The following is a 12,926-nucleotide window of genomic DNA, read 5'->3' as shown; positions in this document are numbered from 1 at the left end:
CGGATGGTTGAGGCTGTTTGGGTATTTGGAAAGCAAAGAGAGAGGGCTACTCGCCCAGCATCTCCACCGTCAGGTTGCCATTGGTGTAGACGCAGATGTCTGCGGCGATCCCCATGGCGCGGCGTGCGATCGCTTCGGCGTCCATGTCGGTGTCATACAGACCGCGTGCGGCGGCGAGCGCGTAGTTGCCGCCCGATCCGATGGCGGCCACGTCATGCTCGGGTTCCAGCACATCGCCTGCGCCGGTAACGACATAGAGGTCGCGGCCATCGGATACGATCAGCATGGCTTCCAGCTTTTGCAGGTACTTGTCGGTCCGCCAGTCCTTTGCAAGCTCGACAGCTGCGCGCTGCAATTGGCCGGGCGTTGCTTCCAGCTTGGTTTCCAGACGTTCCAGAAGCGCGAACGCGTCGGCGGTCGATCCCGCGAAGCCCGCGATCACGTCCTGCCCGCCGGGGAACAGCCGACGCACCTTGCGCGCCGTGCCCTTCATCACAGTGTCGCCCATGGACACTTGCCCATCGCCTGCAATGACCACACGCCCGCCTTTGCGAACGCCGATGATCGTGGTGCCGTGCCAGCCGGGGCCTGAGTGCGCGGTCATGTCCGTCTCCTTGTCTGCTCGCCCCGATATGGAGAGCGTAAGCGCACTTGCCAACCGGACGACGTGTCGTAGCGTGGCGACATGGTCCTGCGCGTTCACTATCACCCGACCTTGTTGGCGCGTGCGCATGCAGGGAAACACAACTTCACAGAGCGTTTGCGTAGCGCTTTGGGTGGGGCCATCGAGTTGTGCGGTGATGGTGCGGCAGAGCGGCGGAAGAGTGCCGAGCGTCCCGGCCATTCGTTGGTGCTGATGCACGCGCCCTTGGGGCCGCGGCAATTCGTTCTGCGGCTGGCCTATTTATATCCGTTCTGGCGGATCGAGACGACGGCCAAGCGGTGGGAGTTCGAGGTTGCGCGTGCGCGGTTCGATCCCGTTGTGGTCGATGGCGCGCAGGCTGCCGCATTTTGTGACCGGCGTCGGAAGCAGCATCTGAACGGTGCCGCGCCGGGGCCGGGGGATGGAACGGTCTATGTTCCCTTGCAAGGGCGCATCCGGCAATCCCGTTCCTTCCAGACGATGTCGCCGGTCGAGATGTTGCGTAGGGCTTTGGAACAGGTCGGCGATGCGCCCGTGGTTGCGGGTTTGCATCCGAAGGAAGACTACGATGAGGCTGACCATGCAACGCTGCGTGATTTGCAGACGGCGCATCCCAATTTGAACATCGTCATGGGGGATATGGACCGTCTGCTGCCCAAGGCCTCGCTCGTCGTCACCCAGAATTCGTCCGTCGCCTTGATGGGTTACTTCCTTCACAAACCGGCGGTTCTGTTCGGTCGGATCGATTTCCACCACATCGCTGCGAACGTGGTCGATCTGGGGGTTGAACAGGCGTTCGAAGCGGCCCGCTCAGCGCCTCCTGACTACGACCGCTACTTGTTTTGGTTCTTCCGCCAAATGGCTATCAGCGCCGCCGCGCCCGACGCAGAGGCACAAATCATCGCCGCGTTGACGCGATGCGGGTGGCGCGCATGAAAAAGGGCACCGCCGGGCCAGCCCCTGACGGTAAATGTTGAAGCTCGCGAGCAAAACTCGCGGGCTTCTTCATTTCGGGGAACGTCACCTGGTTCCTACCTATCTATCTTCAGATCCCGATTACTGGAAACGATCGCCGTGACTCTTTCTACCATCCACTTCAGCCAGGTCAGCGGGAAGACCGCTCTCAAGCTCGCGATCCGCCCCGAAAGCCCGTCCCCGTGTCCCTACGCCAGTATGGATGCAGGCTTCTTCGGCTGGCCACTCAGCGATGACCAAGTGCCGACCCGCCTCGTGGCGGCGCCGGGTTTCGACCCGGATGCGCTGGGTGATGTGCGCCGCATGGAATGGCACTTCATCTTCTCCGCAAGGGCGGCGGATGTCCTCAGGAACTTCGACCTCGGGTCCTCCCGCCTCACGCCCGTGCCGCTGGTTGATGCCGACGGACGGGATATTCCGACGGGCGATCTCGGGCCGCTTCACCACCTGCATGTCTCGGAGCGGAAGGACACGTTGGTGCCGCTGGAGGAGGATATGTTCCAGGGTATTAACCGTCCCCGTGGTCTTGTGTCAGGGTGGCCGGACACCAAGCCCGGTGCGATCCCCGTCGAGGAGGAGGCTGAGACTGGCGTCGAGCTGTGGCGCGACCCGATGTGGGACTTTGGACTCTTCGCAAGCGCGCGCCTGGTCGAGGCGTTGAGGGCGGCAGATATCGGCGTGGCCGAGTTCCAATGGATGCCTGCACGACGAGCAACCGATGAGGATCGCGCGAACATCGTGCTGGCGCGACAGAACCACGCGACGATGCCGCCGAACCAAGGGTAGATCTACAGTAGGTCTCGCTCATAGATGCGCCCACGAGCCAGCCCAATCCGCATCGCGGGGGTCTTCCCATCCACACCCGGCTCCATCCAGTTATGGTAGAAGCGGTAAACCTCCACGAGCTTCGACAGAACGACGGGGTCGTAGAGGTGATGTCGACCCCAGACGCGGCCGGGGCCGTTCGTCGAGATCTGCGGTCGGCTCGCGAAACGCACATTCGAGCGGAAGCGGTGGAAGTAGCTGTCGACGCTGCGGAGCGTGGCCAGGCGCATCAGCTTCGCCTTATCCCGCGCCTCCAGCCCGGGATGATCGGTGATCAACAGCACCCGCTTGTTGGGTTCGCTCTTTGTCGGGAACGGATACTGGAACCATTCTCCGACCGGCTCCCCGACAAGCCGGACAGCGACCTCCTCGTCGAGGATCTTCGCGAAGAACTCCGACGGGATCAAGCTGATCTCATTTGGGGTTAGCCCCGTAGAGGCACATAGATCGGTGCGACCGTCGGCGACCACGCAGTTGCGCATGTCGTTCGTCATCGCCTTGTCGAAGTCGATGATAGCCAGATGCGCGCGCCCAGCCGACACTGCCGGCTGGAAGACGGTCGTGAAGGATTGTTTGAGCCCAGCGTCTCCATCCATCACGAAGATCAACGGCGCGTCCGTCTGGCCGATATGATCGCGCAGCCGCATCGCGTGCGCAAACTGCATTACATCGTAGCGCAGCATCGAGCCGGTGGCGGGCAGCCCATATTCTTCCACCTGCGTCAGCCCTGCGGCCTTGGCCAGACGGAAGAGGTGGGCGTCGAACTCGCTCTTCGTCCAGATGCGGGCATGGCGCCGGAAGGCGGTCGAGATGTGGTCCTCTTGGGCCGCAAAAGACTGGGCCTCTGCTTCTGCCGGCGAGATCTCTGGGTCGAGTTGGAATGAAGCCTCCATGATGAACCCTGAGCGCGCGTGCGCGGTGCAGAGATGCTGGAACACGACCGGGAAGCGCCGCTTACGGCTGGGCCAGTTGATGGTGAGTGCCTGGCTATCGGTGGCGAAGCGTGAGCCCGCCTCTGCGAAGTCGATCCGGGAGAAGTCCTCACGGCGCGCCACGAAGCTCCTGACTTGGTCGTGGTAGAACTCTATCCGCCGATAGATGTCGCGGTAGGACAACCCGGAGATCTTCGAGGTCTTGGCGAGCGACAGGTCGTTGCACAGCATGTCGAGAACCAGCCGGTTCTTGTCCGACCGCTTATGGCGCCGGGCCGCCTTACCGCTTGAGAAGGTCTTCGCACAGCCCTTGCACCGCCAGCGCGGATCGCCACCCTCCGTCCTGCCAAAGCGCTGGTAGAGCTCAGGATGCTCTCTGACGGGGAGACCTTGGTTCGCGCAGTCCGCAGCGCGGCAGGCCGGCGCACAGGGATCAACATCGCGCAGGCGGCGTAGCCGCTCGTGTTCCTCCACGACTGCACGGTTGTTCTTCACCCGGGAGGTTGTGCGGCAAGCCGGACACTTGTAGAACTCTCTGTGCTTACCACCCGGAACCGCTCCGCGCGGCACGCCAGGTGGCGCGGGCGGAGAGCCGTTCGGCCGCTTGAACGGATCTGGCAATACGCCATACTGGGCGCAGGCCGGGTTGCGGCAGAAGTTGAGATCGACACCTGCCGCGGGCGCAGGCAGTCTCCGGGCCAGCGGCACGACCGCTGCTCCCGAAGATATCTTCGAGACACTCGACACCTTTGTTCTCCATTCGGATGACGGTCAAGCGTGGTGTCGAAGAGAAAGTTGGCCGCAATGCGGCCAACCGAAGAACTTTTTCAACATTTAGCGTCAGGGGCTGGCACCGCCGGGGTGCCCTTTGCTTTTGGTCGAAAGATCAGGATCAGATCTCTTCCTTGATCCAGCTTTCCAGCGAGGCTTTGGGCGCAGCGCCGATCTTGTTCGACACGACTTCGCCGTTCTTGAACAGGAACAGGGCCGGGATGCCGCGGACGCCCATCTGTGCGGGGGCGTTCGGGTTCTCGTCCACGTTGACCTTCACGATCTTGACCTGGCCGTCCATCTCGTTCGAGATCTCTTCCAGCGCGGGGCCGATCTGCTTGCAGGGGCCGCACCACTCGGCCCAGAAATCCACGACGACAGGGATGTCGGATTGGCGGACTTCGGCGTCGAAGGTGTCATCGGTGACGGCAACGGTGGCCATGGTGTTCTCCTTTGGAGCGTGGGGTTTCGTCTGAGGTAAGGACGCGCCTGGGGGCGGTCAAGGCAGCGCGCTGGCGAAGGCTGCTGCTACGCGGTCCGGGTCCATCGGCATCAGGCGCGGGGCGCGGGTCCAGAGCAGGGCGGTTTCGATCTGCCTGTCGGGATAGATCGCGGCCAGCGCGTGCGCATAGGCACCCATCTGGCGCAGCAATCCGTCGGGCACATCTTCTTGTCGATCAGGGATCAGGCGGTTCGATTTGTAGTCGATCGCGGTGATACGGTCCGGTGTGATCACAAGCCGGTCCACCGTTCCGGCGATGCGCGCGCCAGAGGGATGCGGCGCGGTCAGGTCCACTTCCGTGAGTGCGGGTTTTTGCAGCAGGGCGGCGAGCGTTGGGTTCGTCAGCACACCCGCTGCCTCGGCCAAAAGGTCGGCCTGCGTTGCATCGCTTAGTTGTTCGGCACCTAAAAGGCGGCGAGCGAGTGCTGGCCAATCGTCAGGGCGATCCGGGGGCAGGTGCTCTAACAGCAGGTGAATGCGCGTGCCCCGGATCAACGCCGCGTCGGGATCGTCATCGGGATCGACCTCGCCGGATAGTGCCTTGGCTCTACCCAAAGACGAGGGCGTCAGTAATGGGGCCACGACGTCGGGCGCGGGCGGCATCTCGTGAAACCAGCCTTCCAACGGCGCCGGTTCCACGTCTGTCACTGCGCCGTCGCGTTGTTCCAGTCCACCCCAGTTGCCACTGGCAAAGCGTTTTGCGGTGCCGGGCTCGACGTCCAATGGTTCATGATCGAGAGCTTCCAAACCGGTTGCGATCTGCTCGTACCAGGTGTTCTTCAGTGTGTTCAGCTCCGCCCCGCACACCACCAGCCAGCTTTCCGCGCGGGTCATCGCGACATAAAGCAGGCGGTCACGTTCGGCTGCGGCAGCGGCATCCAGCGCGTCGGTTATCGGTGTCAGAACCGGCGGAAGCTCCGGCTTGGCAGGCTTCCACAAAGTCGGTCCACCGGGGATCGCCAATAGCTTGCGCTCATCGTTGCGCGGAACCTTGGTGGTGTCGGCAAGGATCACCACTGGCGCTTCCAGACCCTTCGCGCCATGCACGGTCATCACGCGCAACCGCCCGCCCGCGCTGTCGGACTGGCGTTTGATCTTGACGGTTTCGGCGTCGAACCAGGCCAGAAAGCCGGTCAGCGAAGGGATATCCGTGCGCTCATATCCCAGCGCCTGTGCCAGCAGGGCGTCGATGGCATCCTCGGACTCCATACCCAACCGCCCAAGCAGCCGTTCGCGGCCCCGGTGGCGCAGCAGGATCCGGTCGAGCAGCTCGTAGGGTCGCAGGAAATCCGCGTTATTCAGCAAATCGCCAATCGTCTCGCGCGCTGGATCGTGATCGCTTTCACGCAGGGCTTTCCACAGGGTGCCAGTACGACCTTGGGCCAAGTGATAAAGATCGCTCTCTGACAGACCGAACAGGGGCGAGCGCAGGGCTTCAGCCAGCGACATGTCGTCATCGGGCAGAGCCAAGAAGCGGAGCAGGGACAGCAGGTCGCGCACCGCCAGATCGCTTTCCAGCTCCAGCACATCGGCACCTGCGATCTCGATGCCCTTTGCTTTGCAGGCCCGGATCAGCGGGTGGAACAGACCAGAGCGAGAGCGGACGAGCACAAGGATATCGCCCGCACCCAGCTTGCGCTGACCGCCCTTGCCATCGGGGATCGTCTCGCCCGCATCCAGCCAGCCGCGCACCGTCTTGGCGATCTGGCGCGACAGTTTGGCTATGGCGCTTTCGGGATCTTCGCGGTCCACCGGGTCTTGCCAATCGGGCGGATCGGTGGGCGGATCGCCTTCGGTCAGGGGCCACAGATCAACGCGGCCGGGCATCGTATCCTTGAACGCGATGTGCTGCACATCTCCGCCCAGTCCGTCGGCGAAAACGGCATCCACGGCCCGCAGGATGGCGGGGGCAGAGCGGAACGAATGCTGCAATTCCAGCCGTTGCAGCGCGTCGGCGCCAAGTTGCCCGGCGAAATGATCGTGCATCCGGTCAAAGCCTTCGGGGTCCGCGCCTTGGAAGGAATAGATCGATTGCTTCTTGTCGCCGACCACGAAGATCGTGCGATGAGCGTCCCGCGCGCCTTGACCGGACGCGAACTCGCGCGACAGCGCCTCGATCACGTCCCACTGTGCCGGTGCGGTGTCCTGCGCTTCGTCGACAAGGATGTGGTCGATTCCCCCGTCGAGACGATAGAGCACCCATTCGGCCACTTCGGATCTCGACAGCAAGGTGCGCGCACCCAAGATCAGGTCGTCGAAGTCCAGCCAACCGCGCGCCTCTTTCGCCTTGGCGTAGAGGGTCAGGAAGGCGTCTGCGAAAGCGTGCAGCGTCAGGCTGCGGTCCAGCGTAGCAAGGGCAAGGCGCGTCGCGCGTGCGGCTTCGACGCGCTCCATCAGGGCGTCGAGCGCGGTGCGGGTGTCCTCGTTCAGCGCCGCGCGGCTGGCCTTGGTGGGGAAACTCCCGATCTTGGCCGAAAAGGGAGCTTTCGCGCTCGCTCCGGTAATCATCACGTCTTCCAGAACCGCCAGCGTGCCGGTCGCGTAGGGAGGGCGAAGGGACTGGAGTTTGGCCTGCGCGGCCATGTCTGTCTTGCTGCCGCTGGCGAGGACGGCGCGCAGGTCGGTCAGGACGGATTCGGTGTCGGCATCGAACACCTGCGCAAGAACGCTGTCCAACGTGATGTCTGGCCCCAGGTCCAACGCGGCACGCAGGTCTGCCTCTGTCGCGGGGCGGACCGCGTCGCGCCGCCCGGTGATCTCTCCCACGATTCCGTTGATATCGCCCGTCTGCCGCGCCAGCGCATGCATCAGATCAGGCTGCGTTTCGGCCAACTCTTCCAGGCAATCGGCCCGCAACTGCGCGGCGGCGCGGTCGTCCATTTCGGTGAAGCGCGGGGTGACGCCTGCTTCCAGCGGGAAGCGGCGCAGCAAAACGGCGCAAAAAGAGTGGATGGTCTGGATGCGCAGGCCACCCGGAGTCTCGATGGCCTTGGCGAACAGGCGCCGCGCCTTGGCCAGATCTGCGGCGGCGGACTCTCCCAGATCGGCGAGTTCAGCGCGCAAGCTGTCGTCCGGCATCATCGCCCAGCGGCCCAATGTGGCAAACAGGCGGTTCTGCATCTCGGACGCGGCGGCCTTCGTATAGGTCAGGCACAGGATGCGCGTCGGGTCCACGTCCGACAGCAAAAGGCGGGCGACGCGGTTGGTCAATACGCGCGTCTTGCCCGAACCCGCGTTCGCCGACAGCCACGTGGACAGCGCGGGTTGAGCGGCGGTGATCTGGCGGGCGTTGGCGTCGTTCATCCGACATCCTCTGGCTTTGCGGGGTCGGACAGGTCCCATTCCCCGAACCGCGCCAGATGCGCCGTTTCCGCCCAATCAAGGCGCGATTCCATCGCCCGCATCGAACTGTAGCCCCGTGTGCGCTTGCCGTAAGCGGTTAGCAGTGTCTGCAGGTCCAACAGGGCGGCGTCGGGGTCGAGCGTAACGCCTTCGCTATTCTTCGTGGCCCCGATCTCTTCGCGCAACGGGTGCGGATCGTCTCGTCGCGCGCTGCCAAGGCCGATGTGGCAGATGGCAGCCACGGGTGCCGCAGGCACATCGGGGAAGGCGCCGGCCTCTGCCATGATTGCTTCCAGCAGCAACTGTCGGTCGAAGCGGATGATCTGCTTCGGGCTGGGGATCGCGCCGGTCTTGTAGTCGATGACCGTAAGCTGGCCATCCTCTGCCCGGTCGATCCGGTCGGCGGTGCCTTTCAGGGTGACGCCGGTGCCCGGCACCTCGAACATCGCGGTGCGTTCGAAGGCGATGGGTGTCGCGCTGGCCTGCCGCTTGCTTTCACCTTCAATCAGCCAGTCCGCGACGCCTTCAATCTGCGCCATCCATGTGACGCGGGCTGTGGCCCACGGCAGGTCTGCCAGATGGGCACGCGCGATCTTCAGCAGGCCGTTGCGGGCTGTTGTTTCGGTCAGGTCCGGCCCTGCCTTGAGCCATTCTTCCAATATCCCATGAAACAGCGTGCCCCGGATTCGGGCATCGGCGTCAGGGCGCAGGGGGTTCAGGCCATAGAGGCCAAGAATGTTCTGTGCGTAGATCTGGTAAGGATCGCGCACCAACGTTTCGATCCGCGTGACGGAAAAGCGCGTCGGTCGCACGTTCTCCGGCGGGCGCGGAGAGGGGCGATGCGCAGGCGGGCTTGCGATCGTCAAAGCGCGGGCGCGGCGGGCCTGTTCGACCCAGACGTTGCCGCGCTCTCGCATCTCGTCCAACGCTTCTGGGCCGTTGGTTTCGGCCAATCCACTCAGCAGATTGGTGAGGCGGTTCAGCCAGCGCGACATGACGGTCTCGGCCTCTGCATCACGGATCGAGCGAGAGAACACGACCTGCGGCGCGCAAGCCGCCTGCTGGAAGTCGTGGGCGGACAGACCGATGCGACGCTCTGGCAGCAACAGACCCAACTGATGCCGCAACGTGCGGTTCAACCATGGGTCGGGCGTCGGCGGTTCTGGCCACGTGCCTTCGGACAAACCGGCAAGGATCGCCAGATCGGCCCCCCCAACGCGCGCTTCCAGCGTGCCCCAGATCGCCACGTCCGGGCGGCCATCGTCGGGGCGGCGAACCTCTTCGGCCAAGAGGACAGAGTCGATCAGGCGGGCGTAGTCGCCGGTGGAAATCGTCCCGCCCGCGTCGGCTTCGGCCTGCAAGGCCTGCATGGCGTCCAGCGCCTTGCGCCCCTCTGCCCGGTCCCAAAGGGTGCCACCTTCACCAGCGAGCGCTTCGGTCAGTGCAAGGTGCGCCGCGACGAGTTCGGATAGGGGTCCAGCACTGCGGGCCGCTATCGCATCGAGGCATTTGCCGAGCGTTTGGGCCCAATCCGTGGCGTCGGGCCAGTTCTTTGTCCATTCGATCAGCGTCGCGCCAGTGATGTGCGGCGCGCCGTGGTCCCGCAGCCAAGCGTCCAGGCGGCGCGTGTTCAACTGATGCTGGTTTCGGTCGCCGCCCGATTGCGTCAGCGGGTGCTTGAGCAGCGCCAGCACCTCTTCGGGGCCGGGCGCCGTGCCCATCGCATGGGCGACCTGCCGCAACAGGCGGCCCGGCGGCGTCAGATGTAGCGGATCGCCCGCACTGTCATCCGCCGTGATGCCCCAGCGATCCAAAGCGGCCTGTACCCGACGTGTCAGCACCCGATCGGGCGTGATCAGCGCGGCGCGTTGGCCGTGATCCAGTGCGCGCCTTAGGCGCAAGGCAATGGCCAGCGCCTCTTCGCCGGGATCGGCGGCTTCGATCAGGGACAGCCCGTCGGTCGCGACACGCATGTCTCCAAGGCCGGGCCCCTCGGACATCCACTGGTCGGTGATCGGCGCCGGGCGCAGCGCCATCGACAGTAGCGCGGCGCGCGGGGCAACGGGATGCGAGTCGGTCCATCCGGGCAGGGTAGAAGGGTCCAGCCCAAGATCAGCACACAGCGCGGCAAAGCGGTACTGCGGATGATCCTCTGACGGCATCGGCTGCGGCGCGGTCAGGCCTTGCCAGACAGCGGTTGGCATCGAACGGTCCACCCCTGGCAGCACAATGGCCCCTTGCGGCAGACGTGCCACGGCCTGCATCAGGATCGACACCGGCCCGCGCGACCCGGTGGATCCGGCGACGATTACCGGATGATCGGGCGGGTTGGTGGCCCATCGCTTTGCCAAAGCCTCGGCAGCAGCGCGCAGGCGCGCTTCTGCGCTGGGCAGAGTGTCGGCCTGGACCACATCTCGGGCGATGGTCAAAAATCGCAGGGCGCGCCGCCAGTGGCCCGACTGATCGGTGATGTCGAGCGCATCCAGATCATCGGGCGACACACCCTCTGCGTGCATTTCATCGAACAGCGCCGCAAGGCTGTCGGCGAGGTCGTAAATGGCGGCCCGTGGGGCGATTTCGGGTTGGGCGTCGATCAGTCGGGCCACCAATTGTGCAAGGTCCAGCTTGCGCCGCAAAGGTGGCAGCGCGGGCGGCAGGTCGGTCAACAACGGGTCGGCGGCAAGCCCGGTCAGCAGACGGATGCGCGGCAACAAACGCGGCGGGCCGCTGGCGAACACGTCGATCAGGCGGCGGCGCAGGCGTGTGGTATTCACGAACAGCTCTACCCGCGCCCAGTCCTCGGGGGCAGCATCACCCATCCGCGCCTCTAACCCGCGTACCAGTTCGGTCGCGAAGTCGGCGCCGGGCGGAAGGGCGAAGACGCGCGGGGCAGGGGCGTCAAACACGCAGCATATCCTCGGCGATGGCAATGCCTTCGGAATGTCCGATGTCGGCCCAATGCCCGGGATGAACGACGCCGTGCAGAGCGCCACGCTCGGCAAGGTCGAACCAGATACGGTTCAGCGAGAAGACCGGTTCGGGGATGGTGTCGAGCAGGCGCGTGTCGATGATCTGCGCGCCAGTGTAGACCAAGTCGCCGCCGCGGGTCAGCGCGCCGTCTTTCAGCGCGAAATCGCCAACTCCCTTCCGCCCGTGCGCACGATCCAGAGGAACGCACAGCAGCAGGGCGCCCATGTCGGGCAGCCATGCATCGGCCAAAGTTGTCAAAGGGTTCGGACCGGTGAACAGGGCGTCCGGGTTAAGGGTGAACACCTCTGCAGCGCCAAGCAGCGGCGAAGCTTTGCGAAGGCCACCCCCGGTGTCCAGGATCAGATCCGGTTCGGGCGACACGGCGATATCAAGGTCACGCAGGTGCGGCTCGATCCGGTCGGCAAGGTAGTGGGTGTTGGCGACCAGCGGTGCCGCCCCCGCCGCGCGTGCAAGTGCTGCGGCGCGGTCGATCAGTGGCTGGCCCGCGACGTTGATCATCGGCTTCGGCCGATCCTTGGTCAGCGCGCCCATCCGCGTGCCGAACCCGGCAGCGAAGATCATGCAGGGGCGGCTCATGGCAGGAGTTCCGCCAATGGCGCGCGGAGCGATTCACAGACGGGGTGAGCCAAGCAACGATCCAGGTAGCCACGCACGCGGGGGATCAGGGCCAGGTATCCGGGCTTGCCGCGTTCGTCGGCTAGGTGGGTGAAGATGCCAAGGATACGCAGGTGCCGCTGCACCGATTGCAGGGCGTAAGCGGCGCGGAAGGCGTCGGGATCGCAGTCTGTCGTGGTGCAGAACCGCTCGATCATTGCCTCTTCCAGGTCCGCGGACACGTCACGGCGCGCGTCTTGCAGAAGAGAGGCGAGATCGTAGGACGGATGCCCGGCAAGGGCGTCCTGAAAATCCAGCAGGCCGACGCGGGCGGGACCAGTGCGGTCGGGCAGCCAGATCAGGTTCTCTGCGTGATAGTCGCGATGCAGAAGGGCCGTGGTTTCGGGGGCATGGCTCTCTAGCAGATCGCGGAAAATACGGTTGATATGGGCGCCATCGCAGCGCGTGTAGTAGGTCCAGCACGGCTCAAGCGCAGCGGCCATCTGGGTTGGGCCATAGGGCGCAAGATACTCCGGCAGTGCCGCGTTTTGCAGTGTAACCAGAAGATCGGTGGCGGCTTCGTACAATGGGTGTTCGCGGGACGCATCGGCTGCGATGAGGCGGGCGAAGACGGCGTCGCCCAGGTCCTCGATCAGCAGCATGTCATCGCTTTCGGCGAGGATCGTGGGAGGAGACAGCCCGATGCCGCGCAGGTGTTCGGCGACCCGCAGGAACGGGAACAATGGAGTGCCATTGGCCCGCATCAGGATTGCGCTTTCGCCGTTTTGCGCCAATCGGGTGTAGCTGCGAGAAGAGGCGTCGCCGGCAAGCGGGGTCGCTGTGGCGTCGGACCAACCCGTGGCAGCAAGAAATGCGGCGGGGATCATTTGAGAACCAGTCGTTCGGGGCCGCTGAGTGTGGCGGTGCGACCGTCCCCGCTTGGCACAAGGTGGATCGTAAAAGCGTCAGTTGGCTTGGTGTCGAGCCGATCCGGCCATTCGATCAGACAGATGCATCGCCCGATCGCATCATCCAACCCCAGCTCGGCAAGTTCGGACGCATCGCCGAGACGGTAAAGATCGGCGTGCAGGATTTCATGGGGACTGGCAGGGTACGTCTGAACCAGCGTATATGTGGGCGAAGGTATGTCTCCGGTGACGCCGAGCGCGCGCATCGTAGCTCGGGCAAGGTGGCTTTTCCCCGCGCCCAGATCGCCGGACAGAAGCACAGTGTCGCCGTTTTGCAGTCGGCTGGCGAGGCTTTCGCCCAGCGCATCGGTGGCAGCGGCGTTTGGAAGGTGGATGGATCGGTTCGGCATGGCGGCAGGATGACCCCCGCGCCGGTCGGCTTC

10 protein-coding genes are annotated in these 12,926 nt (G+C 64.6%); 2 read left to right on the top strand and 8 right to left on the bottom strand.

Going from position 1 to position 12,926, the window contains the following annotated elements; translation table 11 throughout:
• Positions 1-46 precede the first annotated feature (46 nt).
• Positions 47-604: an ATP-dependent protease subunit HslV gene (gene hslV / locus FIU81_RS15440; protein ID WP_124110198.1), complete on the bottom strand. Its 558-nt coding sequence runs from the start codon at positions 602-604 to the stop codon at positions 47-49.
• Positions 605-685: 81 nt separating this feature from the next.
• Between hslV and FIU81_RS15435 the strand changes: the two genes are divergently transcribed.
• Both FIU81_RS15435 and FIU81_RS15430 read left to right on the top strand, forming a co-directional pair.
• Entirely contained in the window at positions 686-1,579 is an 894-nt protein-coding gene (locus FIU81_RS15435; RefSeq protein WP_124110199.1) for a hypothetical protein, read from the top strand.
• 138 nt (positions 1,580-1,717) lie between these two features.
• Complete coding sequence (locus tag FIU81_RS15430; RefSeq protein ID WP_124110200.1) at positions 1,718-2,404, top strand: hypothetical protein; 687 nt, start codon at positions 1,718-1,720, stop codon at positions 2,402-2,404.
• Positions 2,405-2,406: 2 nt separating this feature from the next.
• Here FIU81_RS15430 and FIU81_RS15425 read toward each other — a convergent pair whose 3' ends face one another.
• The 7 genes from FIU81_RS15425 to tsaE form a co-directional block, all read right to left on the bottom strand.
• Entirely contained in the window at positions 2,407-4,083 is a 1,677-nt protein-coding gene (locus tag FIU81_RS15425) for an IS1 family transposase (RefSeq protein ID WP_124110201.1), read from the bottom strand.
• A 184-nt stretch (positions 4,084-4,267) separates the two neighbouring features.
• Positions 4,268-4,588: a thioredoxin gene (trxA, locus tag FIU81_RS15420; RefSeq protein WP_124110202.1), complete on the bottom strand. Its 321-nt coding sequence runs from the start codon at positions 4,586-4,588 to the stop codon at positions 4,268-4,270.
• A gap of 57 nt (positions 4,589-4,645) precedes the next feature.
• Positions 4,646-7,951: a double-strand break repair helicase AddA gene (addA, locus tag FIU81_RS15415; protein ID WP_254695938.1), complete on the bottom strand. Its 3,306-nt coding sequence runs from the start codon at positions 7,949-7,951 to the stop codon at positions 4,646-4,648.
• Positions 7,948-10,896 (bottom strand): double-strand break repair protein AddB, encoded by a 2,949-nt coding sequence (gene addB / locus FIU81_RS15410; protein WP_124110204.1) that lies wholly within the window; start codon positions 10,894-10,896, stop codon positions 7,948-7,950. Before addB ends, addA begins: the two co-directional genes overlap by 4 nt.
• Positions 10,889-11,557, bottom strand: coding sequence for a nucleotidyltransferase family protein (locus FIU81_RS15405; RefSeq protein ID WP_124110205.1), 669 nt, complete (start codon positions 11,555-11,557; stop codon positions 10,889-10,891). The genes addB and FIU81_RS15405 overlap by 8 nt, the downstream gene beginning before the upstream one ends.
• Positions 11,554-12,462, bottom strand: coding sequence for an aminoglycoside phosphotransferase family protein (locus FIU81_RS15400; protein WP_124110206.1), 909 nt, complete (start codon positions 12,460-12,462; stop codon positions 11,554-11,556). The genes FIU81_RS15405 and FIU81_RS15400 overlap by 4 nt, the downstream gene beginning before the upstream one ends.
• On the bottom strand, positions 12,459-12,893 hold the full coding sequence (gene tsaE / locus FIU81_RS15395; protein WP_124110207.1) for a tRNA (adenosine(37)-N6)-threonylcarbamoyltransferase complex ATPase subunit type 1 TsaE: 435 nt from the start codon (positions 12,891-12,893) through the stop codon (positions 12,459-12,461). Before tsaE ends, FIU81_RS15400 begins: the two co-directional genes overlap by 4 nt.
• Between the last annotated feature and the right edge of the window lie 33 nt (positions 12,894-12,926).

Origin of the sequence: Palleronia sp. THAF1 (genome assembly GCF_009363795.1) — a bacterium.
In the GTDB taxonomy this organism is placed as follows: domain Bacteria; phylum Pseudomonadota; class Alphaproteobacteria; order Rhodobacterales; family Rhodobacteraceae; genus Palleronia.
This window is presented reverse-complemented; position numbering and strand designations above follow the sequence as displayed.